Source organism: Undibacterium sp. TC4M20W (assembly GCF_049340245.1).
Taxonomy (GTDB): domain Bacteria; phylum Pseudomonadota; class Gammaproteobacteria; order Burkholderiales; family Burkholderiaceae_D; genus Undibacterium.
This window is the reverse complement of record NZ_JBMPPI010000004.1, coordinates 76,914-89,566: the sequence shown is the minus strand read 5'-3', so window position 1 is coordinate 89,566 and position 12,653 is coordinate 76,914. Positions and strand designations below refer to the sequence as shown.

The 12,653-nt window shown below is 50.7% G+C and carries 13 protein-coding genes; 7 read left to right on the top strand and 6 right to left on the bottom strand.

Annotated elements, in window-relative coordinates:
* Complete coding sequence (locus ACO0LL_RS06620) at window positions 1–738, top strand: YoaK family protein (RefSeq protein WP_422950094.1); 738 nt, start codon at window positions 1–3, stop codon at window positions 736–738.
* Between the two features lie 58 nt (window positions 739–796).
* On the opposite strand, the gene ACO0LL_RS06615 is transcribed toward ACO0LL_RS06620, so the two are convergent.
* Together ACO0LL_RS06615 and ACO0LL_RS06610 are read right to left on the bottom strand one after the other, a co-directional pair.
* Window positions 797–1,558 carry a head GIN domain-containing protein gene (locus ACO0LL_RS06615; RefSeq protein ID WP_422950093.1) on the bottom strand — a complete coding sequence of 254 codons (762 nt, stop codon included), beginning with the start codon at window positions 1,556–1,558 and terminating at the stop codon, window positions 797–799.
* 66 nt (window positions 1,559–1,624) lie between these two features.
* Entirely contained in the window at window positions 1,625–1,828 is a 204-nt protein-coding gene (locus tag ACO0LL_RS06610; RefSeq protein ID WP_422950092.1) for a DUF4124 domain-containing protein, read from the bottom strand.
* A 186-nt stretch (window positions 1,829–2,014) separates the two neighbouring features.
* Between ACO0LL_RS06610 and ACO0LL_RS06605 the strand changes: the two genes are divergently transcribed.
* Both ACO0LL_RS06605 and ACO0LL_RS06600 read left to right on the top strand, forming a co-directional pair.
* Window positions 2,015–2,809 (top strand): class I SAM-dependent methyltransferase, encoded by a 795-nt coding sequence (locus ACO0LL_RS06605; RefSeq protein ID WP_422950091.1) that lies wholly within the window; start codon window positions 2,015–2,017, stop codon window positions 2,807–2,809.
* A 75-nt stretch (window positions 2,810–2,884) separates the two neighbouring features.
* Window positions 2,885–3,448, top strand: a complete 564-nt coding sequence (locus ACO0LL_RS06600) for a YceI family protein (protein ID WP_422950090.1) — start codon at window positions 2,885–2,887, stop codon at window positions 3,446–3,448.
* Between the two features lie 5 nt (window positions 3,449–3,453).
* On the opposite strand, the gene ACO0LL_RS06595 is transcribed toward ACO0LL_RS06600, so the two are convergent.
* Together ACO0LL_RS06595 and ACO0LL_RS06590 are read right to left on the bottom strand one after the other, a co-directional pair.
* Entirely contained in the window at window positions 3,454–4,305 is an 852-nt protein-coding gene (locus ACO0LL_RS06595; protein ID WP_422950089.1) for an EamA family transporter, read from the bottom strand.
* Window positions 4,306–4,448: 143 nt separating this feature from the next.
* A complete protein-coding gene (locus ACO0LL_RS06590; protein ID WP_422950088.1) occupies window positions 4,449–5,909 on the bottom strand; it encodes a hypothetical protein in 1,461 nt (486 codons plus the stop codon).
* A 206-nt stretch (window positions 5,910–6,115) separates the two neighbouring features.
* Here ACO0LL_RS06590 and ACO0LL_RS06585 point away from each other — a divergent pair, with 206 nt between their 5' ends.
* A complete protein-coding gene (locus tag ACO0LL_RS06585) occupies window positions 6,116–6,577 on the top strand; it encodes a GNAT family N-acetyltransferase (protein ID WP_422950087.1) in 462 nt (153 codons plus the stop codon).
* 50 nt (window positions 6,578–6,627) lie between these two features.
* On the opposite strand, the gene ACO0LL_RS06580 is transcribed toward ACO0LL_RS06585, so the two are convergent.
* Complete coding sequence (locus ACO0LL_RS06580) at window positions 6,628–8,343, bottom strand: alkaline phosphatase D family protein (protein WP_422950086.1); 1,716 nt, start codon at window positions 8,341–8,343, stop codon at window positions 6,628–6,630.
* A gap of 191 nt (window positions 8,344–8,534) precedes the next feature.
* Here ACO0LL_RS06580 and ACO0LL_RS06575 point away from each other — a divergent pair, with 191 nt between their 5' ends.
* Both ACO0LL_RS06575 and ACO0LL_RS06570 read left to right on the top strand, forming a co-directional pair.
* Window positions 8,535–9,146: a glutathione S-transferase family protein gene (locus ACO0LL_RS06575; protein ID WP_422950085.1), complete on the top strand. Its 612-nt coding sequence runs from the start codon at window positions 8,535–8,537 to the stop codon at window positions 9,144–9,146.
* Window positions 9,147–9,400: 254 nt separating this feature from the next.
* Entirely contained in the window at window positions 9,401–10,744 is a 1,344-nt protein-coding gene (locus tag ACO0LL_RS06570) for a reverse transcriptase family protein (protein WP_422950084.1), read from the top strand.
* 7 nt (window positions 10,745–10,751) lie between these two features.
* Here the strand turns inward: ACO0LL_RS06570 and ACO0LL_RS06565 are convergent, their stop codons facing one another.
* A complete protein-coding gene (locus ACO0LL_RS06565) occupies window positions 10,752–11,123 on the bottom strand; it encodes a DUF423 domain-containing protein (protein ID WP_422950083.1) in 372 nt (123 codons plus the stop codon).
* A 155-nt stretch (window positions 11,124–11,278) separates the two neighbouring features.
* Here ACO0LL_RS06565 and ACO0LL_RS06560 point away from each other — a divergent pair, with 155 nt between their 5' ends.
* The gene (locus ACO0LL_RS06560; RefSeq protein ID WP_422950082.1) at window positions 11,279–12,649 is read left to right on the top strand and encodes a hypothetical protein; all 1,371 of its coding nucleotides are present in this window, start codon (window positions 11,279–11,281) and stop codon (window positions 12,647–12,649) included.
* The last annotated feature ends 4 nt before the right edge of the window (window positions 12,650–12,653 follow it).

Below are 12,653 nucleotides of genomic sequence, written 5' to 3'. Positions count from 1 at the left end.
ATGCCCACCGACATTTCTTCTGCAACACCAGCGAGCAGCCCGGCACCAGCATTTAATGCGTGGATGGCACCCCTGCTGGCCCTGGTCGCCGCGTATATAGATACCCTGGGTTTCATCGCCCTGTTCGGCCTATTCACCGCCCATGTCACGGGCAACTTTGTCCTGATTGGTGCAGCCTTTGTACACGGTGGCAGTGGCATGACCTTAAAGTTCCTGGCTTTCCCGGCTTTCATCGCTGGTGTGCTGGTGGCCAAATGGACACACGGCTTTTTGAGCGCACGTAGCAGCACTAGGGTATTAAAAACTTTGCTGGCGCTGGAAGCCCTGTTCCTGCTCGCCTTTGCCATGACAGGTATTTTGCTGCGGCCTGACCTGGATGCCAACCCCGGATACACCGCCATCGCCACCGGCATGCTGGGTGCACTGGCCATGGGTTTGCAGAATGGCACCAGCCGCCTGAGCCTGTCCAGTCTGGTACCCACGACGGTCATGACCGGTAATGTGACACAGATCGTGATTGACCTCGTCGATGCCGCCTCAGGCAACATTATTGCGCGCGAACGCATACGCCGCTTCATCCCTGCGGTTGCGGGTTTTGTAGTGGGTGCGGTCGGCGGTGCCCTTGCTTACGTCGGCCTGGGCTTTATTGCCGTCCTGCCTGTGATTGCGGTGTTGCTAGTACTGATTTATATTGCAGACCCGATTATTAAGCCAATTATTACAGGCCCGCGCCAGTAATCCGCAAGGAGGATATCCAGGTGCAGATTGCAGACTGCGGGCTTGCAGGCCGCATTGCCTAGCCAGGCACGTCACCCTTGCGCGTCACTTTGCCAGAGCCACCTATGGATTTGCTGATTTTTGGATCGCCATAATAACTGACGTCACCAGAGCCGCCTATGCTGACATCCAGCCTGTCCTTGGCCCAGACCTGGGCTGTGCCTGAACCGCCTATCTTGATTTTGACGTTGCGTGCTTCCAGCCTGCCGGCTTTTATATCACCAGACCCACCAATCGTGCCAGCCACGTCATTGACAGTGCCAGCAGCGACAAAATTGCCACTGCCGCCTATGACCACACTCAGGCTGTCTGCCTGCAAGGTCTTGATCTGTACATCGCCTGAACCGCCTATCTTGGTCTGCAATTCTTTGCTGGTCAGTTTGTCGGTCCAGACTTTACCTGAACCACCGACGGCGATCTTGTCCAGATTCTTGCAATAGACCACGATATTCATGGTCCTGGTTTTAGGGTAACTGTTTTTTTCGGCATTGCGGATTTTCAGGTGACCGCTTTCAACCACGGTTTCTACCAGCGACTGCAGATTGTCGTCAGTCTCTACCTGCACGCCTTCTTTATCGCCCTGGCGCAATTCCAGTCTGGCAGGCAAAGCCAGGTCTATTCCAGAGAAACCAGTGACGGCACGGTCTTGTTTCTGGATATTGCCTGAACCTTCTACGGCCTTTCCTTTGAACCAGCCATCTGACCAGTCAGCGGCAGCAGGCAGGCTGGCCAATGCCAGCAAGGCACCCAGGATGTAGCGGCGGGAAATTGAGGTTTTCATCATAGTCTCCTTAATAATTGTTGCCTTGAGACTATCACTAATGAGCGAAGTTCCTGAAAAGGAAACTTATTTAGGCTGTGGCTTGGGTGCGTTATCGTTTTTTGCTGGCTGGGTTTTCAGGGGTTTGACGGTCACTACCTTGCCCTTGCTTTTGCATGGATTATCTGACCAGACAACACGGCCATCAACTTCGCAACGAAATACCGGAGTTTGTGCTGAAGATAAAATAGGAAACAACAGGGGTAATATCAGGAGGAGAGATTTTTTCATGAGACACTTAGTGAGGAAATACATGCATGATTATACCCTGCATTCTGTTTTCTTTTTTACATCTCCGTGACATTTACCGCAGCTTCTTGAAAACCGCTTATGATGCGCTGCACGATGAACAATTGCTACGCCATGGAACGTTTATCCGGCGTGGCGGTCACAACACTTTTCCTCAGGAGACTTTGTATGAAACAATTTCTGCTCGCCATGAGCCTGATCACAGGTTTGGCATCCAGCCAGGCAGCGCTGGCCGATGATGCCTTGAAGGCTGCCATCGCCGGACAACAACGCACGCCAGCCAATGCCGTACGTGACAGTGCGCGTCATCCGTATGAAACCCTGACTTTCTTTGGCATCAAACCAAATATGACCGTGGTTGAACTGTCGCCTGGTGGTGGCTGGTACACAGAAATCCTGGCACCTTACCTGCGCGACAATGGCAAGATGATCGTCGCCCTGAATGATCCAGCCGCCAGCAAGGGCGCCGCCAACTTCAAGCAAAAACTGGATGCTACACCGGCAGTGTATGGCAAGGTACAAATGGGTGTTTTCTCCCCGCCAGCCAAGCTTGATTATGCTGCCAGGGGTACAGTCGATATGGTGTTGACGTTCAGAAATATCCATAACTGGATAGACAATGGCGAACCTGCCATGAAAGCCTTGTTCCAAAGCGCCTATGACAGCCTGAAACCAGGTGGTGTATTTGGCGTGGTAGAACATCGCCTGCCAGCCAGCAAAACCCAGGATGCAAAAGCCAGCACTGGCTATGTGCATGAAAGCTATGTCATCAAACTGGCTGAAAGCGTAGGCTTTAAACTGGCGGGAAAATCTGAAGTCAATGCCAACCCTAAAGACAATGCCGAACATGAAAACGGCGTCTGGGCTTTACCACCTACCTATGCCAACAAAGATAAAGACAAGGCTCAGTATGAAGCGATAGGCGAAAGCGACAGGATGACACTGAAGTTCGTCAAATCTTAAGACGCCAAGCGCAACTGGCAAGTCTGGCGGTAACAGCTTATGATAGCTGTTACCGCCTTTTTTCTGGGAACCGCCATGTTCAGAAAATGCCTGCTGCTGCTATTGTGCTGTACTGGCATGAGCGGATATGCCGCAGACAAATACATCGTTGATCAGGAACACACATACAGCAATTTTGAATACAAGCACTGGGGCCTGTCCTTGCAGCGCGGCCGTTTCGACAAGAATAGCGGCAGCATAGAACTGGACATGGAGAACAAGACCGGTAGCCTGCAGATTGCCATAGAGGCAGACTCCATCAATACCGGTTCAGATACATTCAATAATATCCTGCGCTCGGCCAGTTTTTTCAATGCAGAGAAATACCCAAAAATCTTTTTTCAGTCGAACAAGCTGGTCTTTAATGAAGACAAACTGGTACAGGTAGAAGGTGACCTGACCATCAAGGATGTCACCCGCAAGGTGACGGTAGATATCACCCAGTTTGAATGCCGTTTCATGATTCTGTATCTGAAGCGCGCCTGCGGTGCGAATGGCAATACCAAAATACTGCGCAGCGATTATGGTGTAGGCCGCTATGTCCCCTTTGTCAGCGATGAAGTGACTTTGTCATTCAGTGTTGAGGCAATCAAAGAGTAGGTCTGTCAGGTATAGCGGATGACGATGGCACCCGCTACCGCCAGCAAAATAGCCGTCAGCCGCCGGGCTGGGATTTTTTCATGCAAAACCCAGGCAGCAATCGCTGTGGCAAACAGTATCGAGGTTTCACGCAGGGCAGCAATGGCGGCCACAGGTGCCAGGGTCATGGCCCACAATGCCAGCCCATACGAAGCGACTGAAGCAGTGCCACCAGCCACCCCGAGAAAATATTTACCCCTGATGTAAGCAAAAAATACCTGCCTGTCCCTGAGCATGACAATAGCCAGCAAGACCAATGCAGTCAGCAAAAAAATCCACATGGTATAGGCCGCTGGTGCACCAGACTTGCGCACACCTATGCCATCAACAACGGTATATCCGGCAATGAAACAGGCGTTCAGCAAGGCAAAACCACGGCTTGCCAGTGCCTGGGATTTGTCACTTGCACTGGTCTGGCCAGACAGGCTTAAGCCCAGTATGCCCAGCACCAGCATGCCCAAGCCCAGCCAGCGCAAGGTGGGTACAGTTTCACCAATCACACTGGCACTGACCAGGGCCACTAGCAGCGGTGCAGTGCCACGCATCAGAGGATAAGCCTGGCTCATGTCGCCATGCCGGTAAGCTGCTGCCAGCAAATAAAAATACCCTACCTGCAATACTACCGAAGCCAGCATGAATGCCCAGCTTTCAAATGCGGGCTGGCGCACAAAGGGCAAAACAATTGCACAAACCAGACCGGCGCCAGATGTCACCAATACTGTATTAAAGTATTTGTTGGTGCCAACCTTGATCGCTGCATTCCAGGCGGCATGCAGGAAGGCGGCGAACAAGACAATAGCGACAACTAGGCTTGACATGAAAATTCAAGCAAGCTGAGTAGTGGATAGCTTGGGTCAAAACACATACGCAAACATTTCATCTATAAGGGATGAGGGGCATTCTAAACCAACATCGTTTGCGGTGAATTACTGAAGATGCGCTCTGCATTTAGTAGAGAACTCTAACGCAGAACGACGATATTCAACTTGCCCCCGTCCAGATTACTATTGGCATTTTCATGACCAGTAAATTTCAATTGTCCGGCCTTCTCGTCCCACTCCATGGCCGAGCCATCATAAGGGTTACGCAATGCAGCTGGTGCACTGGCAAGGTATGCTGGTATGTCGGCATCAGGAATTTTTTTAAGCAAGATATCGGCTTGTAAACTGACCATGCGTAAATAGGCGTCGGTATCTCTGCTTCTATCAATATAGGTTCCAGCATAATCTGGCACACCTATTTGCATCAGCATTTTTCCTGCAGGGTTATAGGCATGATTGAGGTAGTAAGTAATACCGCTACCGCTTAACTCTTGATTCAAGCTGATTAAACGATTTTTTGTGTCGCTCGCACCAGAAGATGGATTTTTTGCCTCGGCGATAATCAATGCCCAGTTCCTGGCAACCATATTGGATGTTGCATTCGGCTGGAAAGTGAGTTCACCTGGCAAATTCAAAGGCCAAGGAGGATTATCTGATTTATCTTTCGTCAACGCCAGGCTGGCACGCAAATGCTGGGGAAAATTCACCTGTACTCCTGCCTCATACAAGTACGGGCGCTCAAGACTCTTCTCGTCCTCAGTCATGGGTCGCACCAGACTGGTGATACGTTCTGCATATTGTTCCAGCAGCGCCGGATACACCACCAACAGTTCACTTACTGTACGCGCCTGCTTGCGTATCGCCGCCTGCAGCACCATTTTAGAAATCAGGCTGGAACTGTTTTTCAACATCAACCTGAGATAAGAGTCATTGCTTTCCAGCAGTTGCAAACCGGCATCCAGTTTGCCGTCTGCGACATCAAAACTGGCTTGCGTCAATAACAAATCTATTGCATGGCTTAAGTTGATGTAGGCTGGTAATTTTGCATTGAAAGACGGTATGAGATGTTCTTCATAATTCCCCATTTTTCGCATCAATGCATAACGCTCTGCCAGCAACAGATTATTGGTTATTTGCGTAGTTAGTTCAGCGCGTTTCTCCAAATCCAGCTTCACGCAGTTTTGTATGGTTTTCCTGCAGCGATTATTGTTCCAGCTAAACTTTACATATTCTCCCCTGTGCTCGGGATGGTGCTGGCTTTCATAAGCGGCTTTATCTTTTTGGTACAGAGCCTGTTCAGCCTTGATACTCTCTATGCCAGTTTTTAGTAGATCGCTACCCAAAGGAGCATTCATTGCCTCCATGATATAAAAACCATTCTGCGCATCGGGCACACGGTATTGCTGGTCATGCAGAAAAGCTTGCGCTTCTGGATTCAAGGCTTCGTCTTTCCAGTTGATGACGGCAAGTGCCACCACTAGCAATACAATAATCAATAGGATAGCCAGGAAGATTCTCAGCGCCCAACGTCCCACCGTTTTCAATTTTTGAAAATTAGCCGGATTGAATTGTCCGTTATTACCAGCAAGCGCGTTTGACATAGATGATTTTCGAGTGGGTTAATCAAGGCGTTTATCAAGACATTTAGACGAATACCTGATTCTGAACAGAGCTAAGCATATACAAACCACGTGCGGATTATCTTTATCTCATTGCACTTCGTCTACGGTTAAATTGTAAAATAAATACCGTTTACTTGAGCATAGCTGTCTTTTTTAAAAAAACATACCCCCAATCCTCTATGAACATGTCGCCACTTTTACGCAGCGCCCTCCCGGATGATTATGCAGTCATCGCCACCTGGATAAACAATATACAGGCCTGTGCCCGCTGGGCGGGCCCGCAGTTACCCTTTCCATTTGCCAGTGCTGACTTGCCAGCCTTGCTGGCAAAGCCACAGGCGCAAGACCTGGTTCTGATTGATGTGAACAAGGATGTGGTCGGATTTGCCCAATTCTGGCAACGGGACGAGCGCCGCACGCACCTGGGCCGTATCATCGTTTCCCCTGCAGCACACGGTTTGGGTTATGGCAGAGTATTGTGTGAGCAATTGATGCGACGTGCCATAGCCGAGACTGGCTCACCAGTTCTCAGTTTGCGGGTGTACCGTAATAATGGAGGGGCGCTGAGCTTGTACCGTCAGCTAGGATTTATAGCGGTAGAGAATGATTCAAATGAAGAAGTGCTGGCCATGGAATACCAGGTCTGAAGAGTAAGAGGCCAGCAATCGCTGGCTCTCTTGCTCCTGTCTGACCTGTCTTAGCCAGCGTAAGTGAAAGTATCCACGCTGGTGGTATAGCTGGAACTGGTGACGGTACTGACGTACACATACTCACCCTTGGCCTGCGCCGGTGTCACGGTAATGAGCATGTAGCCGCGACGGTAGGTGTCGATATAAGTGATGTCATCGACCAGCGCCTTGATGGTACCTGCGAGTGTCGCAGGCGGCACTACTGAGGGAGGGAATACGCCTTCAAAACCGGACGAAGTAACCGACATGCCTGCAAATTCTGCACCCACCTGCGTACCATCCGGCAAGGTCAGTTTATTGAACCAGGCATTATGGCTATCGCCTGACAAAACCAGGAATTTTTTACCTGCCGTTTTCAATTTCGCTGCGGAGTTAAAGACGGTATCGCGGGCATTCGGATAACCTTCCCAGTTATCGAAGTTGTAGGAAATTTTTGGGTTTTTCAAAGGATCCAGCAAATCTTTTTGCGCCTGTGTCTGTGCCGCTGCCGGCGTTGCCTTGGCAGTCAGGTAAGCAGTCACTGAGTCTGCGCTCAGATTGGAAACCAGTGTTGATGCCGGCAACTGCACGCGGCCCATGACAGTCTGGTTACCCAGTACCTGCCAGGTTGCCTTGGACGATGTCATTTGCGTATCCAGCCAGGCTTGCTGCGTGGTGCCCAACAATTGCTTGTTCTTGTTGAAGGCGTAGGGCAAGAACTTGGGATCAGCCACATCACGGCCTTGCGCATCCAGCATGCGGTCTGGCGCCTGTTCACGGCCTATCATGCGGGTATCAAGCATGTGCAGCGACAACAGATTGCCAAAGTCAAACGAGCGGTAGATCTTCAGCAGATTGGCGGTATCTGGCGAGCGTATCGGCATCCATTCATGATAGACCTGGCTGGCCGCTGCCTTGCGTGCCGCCCATGTGCCCTGCGTTGCCGGATTATGATTTTCTGCACTATCCATCCAGGCATTGTTGGCAAACTCATGATCATCCCAGATAGCGATCATCGGCATACGTGCATGCAGGGCTTTGAGATAAGGATCCGCCTTGTGCAGGGCATGGCGTGCGCGGTAATCAGCGACGGTGACGATCTCGCTGGCAGGCGCAGAAATACGGCCTGCGACTTGCGACGCAGCTGGTGGATAAACACCATCCTTGTATTCATAAATATAATCACCCAGATGCAGGGCAAACTGTGCACCGGAAGAGATTGCACTGTCGTAAGCATTGAAGTAACCGGCAGGATAATCACTGCAAGAGAACACCGCCAGCTTGACCTGATCAACATTGCCAACTGGCAGGGTACGGGTGCGGCCTACGGCCGAAACGCTATTATTGGGGGCCACGAAGCGATAGTAATATTCTGTATTTGCAGCCAGGCCAGTGGCATCAACCTTGGCGGTAAAGCCTGTGGCTGCACTTGCTGTCGTCCTGCCCGAGAACAGAACGCTGGAAAAACTGGCATCCGCTGCCATTTGCCAGGTCAGATCAACACTGGCATCGGTCGATATCTTTGCATGCGTCCACAAGATCACGCGGTCTGCCAGAGGGTCGCCGCTGGCAACGCCATAATTAAAGGCAGCCATCTCGCCATTCAGCTCTGGAGAGGAGCCACCGCAGGCAGTCAAAACACCGCCAGATGCCATGACAGCAGCGACGGAAGACATCTTGATGACAAAGCCGCGTCTGGCGATATTTGCTGGCGCTTTTGAATTTTTCTTCTGATCGTTTTGCATCTGGCTACTCCCCTGGAAAATGAGAGATAGTAGGGCTGCCTTATGTCAGGGATATGACGCTGGCGACGATTCTCTGAAGAAAGTCTAGAGCGGCCACTCTAGCGAATTAAAAAGTGTCGGCGCAGGCTTTGTCAAAACTGGGCATAATAGGTTTTTCCGATTTTTTCATTTCCCCACACTGCGAGGCTGCCATGATAGAAGTCCACCATTTAAAAGAATCACGCTCACGCCGCATTACCTGGTTGCTCGAAGAACTGGGGCTGGATTACACCGTCATGTCTTACGACCGTGATCCCAAGACACGTCTGGCACCGCCTGAGCTGCAAAAGATACACCCGCTGGGCAAAGCCCCTGTCATCCGTGACAAAGACCAGACCCTGATAGAGTCCGGTGCCATCATCGATTACCTGATACGTACTTATGGCAATGGCCGTCTGGCCCCTGCCGTGGGCACGACTGACTACAACCGCTATGTGCAGTTCTTGCACTATGCTGAGGGTTCAGCCATGTTGCCGCTGCTACTGAAGCTGTATGTAGGTCGCCTGGGTGACGCCGGGGCACCACTGCATCCACGTATCAGCAGCGAAGTGGCAAACCATTTCAGCTACTTGAACCTGGAACTGGAAGGCCGTGATTACTTTGTTGGCGACAGCCTGACGGGCGCAGACATACAATTGTCTTTCGCCGTACAGTCAGCAGTGCGCGGTGCTGGCCGTGAAGCCTTCCCCAACCTGACGCGCTTTGTTGATATGGTTGCGGCGCGTCCCGCTTATCAAAGAGCAGTAGAAAAATACAGCGAGTAATCGCTTTAGATGCAGTTCGTGGATTGACAGCTACTACTGCATGCTCTATCTTCGCATTGCGGCGGACCCTGCAAGCTGGCGCTCAGACGCAAGTCCATAGTGCCTCTGCGGGGTTACCCCGCGGGATAAATTTACCTGGTACTTCATCGCGTGAGCCTGCCTGCATTCCATGCAGGACAGCTCACACTTGACGAGACTGGTTGCAGGCTCTCCGCCGCCCCGCTGCCGACGATCATACGCCACTGCCTTTACTCATGGACATTCCCAAACAGGTCGCCTTAGCCATCGCCGACGCCTTATTGGCAGGTGAATGCAGCCATATCGCCCTGATGAAAAACATGAGCTGGGTATTGGGCAGGAAATGGCCGTGGATACCATCGCTATGTCAAAAAATTGAACAGCATGCTGGTCCGCATTTTTATCATTACAGCCGCCATGAAATGGCTACATTGATACTAGATGACCATGGCTACGACAATGCCTGGCGTGACGGGGAAAAACCGCAAATCAAACAGTATTGCCTGCAATCAGCGATCGCCCCTGAAAAACCGGCATGGCTGCAAGCCCTGGCCTTACCTGAATTTAATAACTCCGCTGATCTGGCCAGACACCTGAACCTGACTGTCAATGAACTCGCCTGGTTTGCTGATCAATGGCGGCAGGATGCGCAGGCAGCACCACAACTGGGACACTACCATTACCGCTGGCTGGAAAAAGCGACGGGCGGCTGGCGTTTGCTGGAAATACCCAAGTCACGCCTGCGCAATATACAAAGCAAAATCCTACAACAACTATTGAACCGCGTACCGCCACATGCAGCGGCGCAGGCATTTCAGCAAGGCCGTTCGAGCATCAGCCATGCGGCACAACACACGGGGAAGCGCGTTGTGGTCAGGCTGGATTTGAAGGATTTTTTTACGAGCATTCCAGGTTCACGCCTGCATGCCCTGTTCGCCAAACTGGGCTATCCAGAAAAAGTAGCGGGTACGCTGGCACGGCTATGCAGCAACCGCACGCCCACAGCTATCGTCAAAGACAAAACCCGCTGCCCATTTGCTCCAGTCAGCTCTGCTCATCTATTGCGCAGCCCACATCTGCCACAAGGTGCGCCAACCTCCCCTGCCCTCGCCAATCTGTGTGCTTACCGTCTTGACGTGCGCCTGCAAGCCTTGGCAGACAGTATGCAGGCCAGCTATAGCCGCTATGCAGATGACCTGACATTTTCTGGTGATGAAGAATTTGAGCAAAGCCTGCGGCGTTTTATCCCACAGGTGGCTGCCATCGTGCTGGAAGAAGGTTTTGTATTGAATTACAAAAAGACCCGCATCATGCGGGCCTCAACCAGACAGCAAGTCACAGGCATCGTCGTCAACAACCACTGCAATATCAAACGCAAAGATTACGATACCCTGAAAGCGATACTGACTAATTGCCTGCGCAGTAATCCAGCTTCACAAAACCGCGAAGGACATGCCGATTTTCGCGCTCATCTGGCAGGCAAGCTTGCCTATATGCGCATGATCAATCCGGCGCGCACGGCGAAACTGCAAACCCTGTTTGAACAGATCAACTGGTCAGACACGCCAGTGATGACTTGACTTTGGCTTAGCGACGGATTGCCGCCCAAGCCAGCATCGCCCATCCCGCCAGAAAAGCGACCCCACCTATGGGTGTAATCGCCCCCAGTATGCGTATGCCAGTCAATGCCAGCGCATACAGGCTGCCACTGAAAATAATGACACCGGCCAGCATGGCCCACGCAGCCTTGCGCAACAGGGCATTATCCTGTTGTTGCAACATGATGCCCAGCGCCAGCATGCCCAGGCCATGCACCATCTGGTAAGTCACTGCCGTTTGCCAGATAGCCAGCATGTCGGCACTCAGCATTTGCTTCAGGCCATGTGCACCAAAGGCACCGGCAGCCACGCCTGTGAACATGAGAATGGCGGCAATAGCGATGAAAGGACGTGCTTGCATATTGGTGGCAGGAAATTGGATGAAAGCAGCATTGTAAGGCAAGGCGCAAAAAAAGAAATTTTTGCGCGCATGGTTCTTCTCACAGAATGTATGGATAATTGTATTTCACTCACATCAGCGATTCGTCCACATTTTCATTTTATGCAGGTAAGAGCATGACAAGTTTTTCTGGTATTTTGATTTTCAGCCTGTTGTTTGGCAGCTTGCACCAGACTGTATCTGCGCAAGCCATAGAAAGCATACCTTTAGGTATGCAAGAAGTAGAAAATACCACGTTAGAAGAGCATGGCAAAACTTATTTTGGTGCTGAAAAAGGCAGTATCAAATCCTGGCAAGTTTTAATGTGGGATGATGAAAAATTATCCTGCAGCCCGTTCCAGGGTTTCCGCAAGAAGTCGTTGCCATTTAACTGGGACAGACAAGATGCAAAAAACTTTCTCATAGAACCTATCGTTCCTGAATCCGCTTTATTCGTACTTAAAGGCTTAGGCACTACATCATTCCAAAAAACAAGCTCGTTTTGCAAAAGTGGGACAACAATAAAAGAAACCATCAGAGAAGGCTGGAAAAAAACCGTCAGCCTTGACGCAAAAAAACTGGAGCTGCGTGCTGTTTATCAAAAGAGCGCCGATGCAAAAATCTTGCCAGGGTCCATGCAACTACTGATGAGTGTTCCCGGTAAACCTGACAGCATCATACTGGATCGCGCGCTGGGCATGATTTTTAGTGAGCAGAAACTCCTGTGGTACGGCGATATCAATGGCGATGGGTTACCCGACTTTTTGATACAGAGAACTTTGATCACGGGTGAAACCGACTACATTATTTCTATCAGCAACACCAACTGGCAATACACTGTGCTTGGCATCACTATTGATAGCGACAAGCCTGATATGGGATTTTCTTCCGGTGTCGGTGAGGCAGATTATCAGGAATCACAAGTGCTGAATTCACCAAAGCCTTACCCAGTTTACACCTTACCACAAGCAACGGTCACGGCTTCTGGACAGGAGAAGACGCGCAAAATGGCAAAATCTGGTGCCATGACTGTCTCTAACTTATTGTTAGTTAGCGATCCCGCCAGTGAAAATGCGAATACCAATAGTAATGAAGCTCCCAATATCTCACTGGAGCCAGCAAAAGCAGAAATCAAACGCGATCTGGTATTCAGCTTTGAAGAAGAGAAATATCGCCTGCTGGTTGAAGTGCTGCCCACATTCTGTGGTGAAGTCGGCGGCCCCACTTATATTTCACAATTATACTTCGGTGCCTATGGAGGATGTCCCCGCAGTCTGGGCATCAGCCTTTATCACAAGGGTCGACGCCAGGTCTTATTGGTAACCAATACGATCATGGATGGGCCCATCTCCGTGACTGCCGGAGACCTCGATGACAGCGGCATCTTGTCCATCTCCATGAGCTGGCAGCCTCACTATAATAATGGCATGTACAATCAGTGGAAAAAGACGAATGATGGGACAAAAATAATGAAGCGCGTTTCAGTATTCCAGTCACAGGGATGTTGAAATC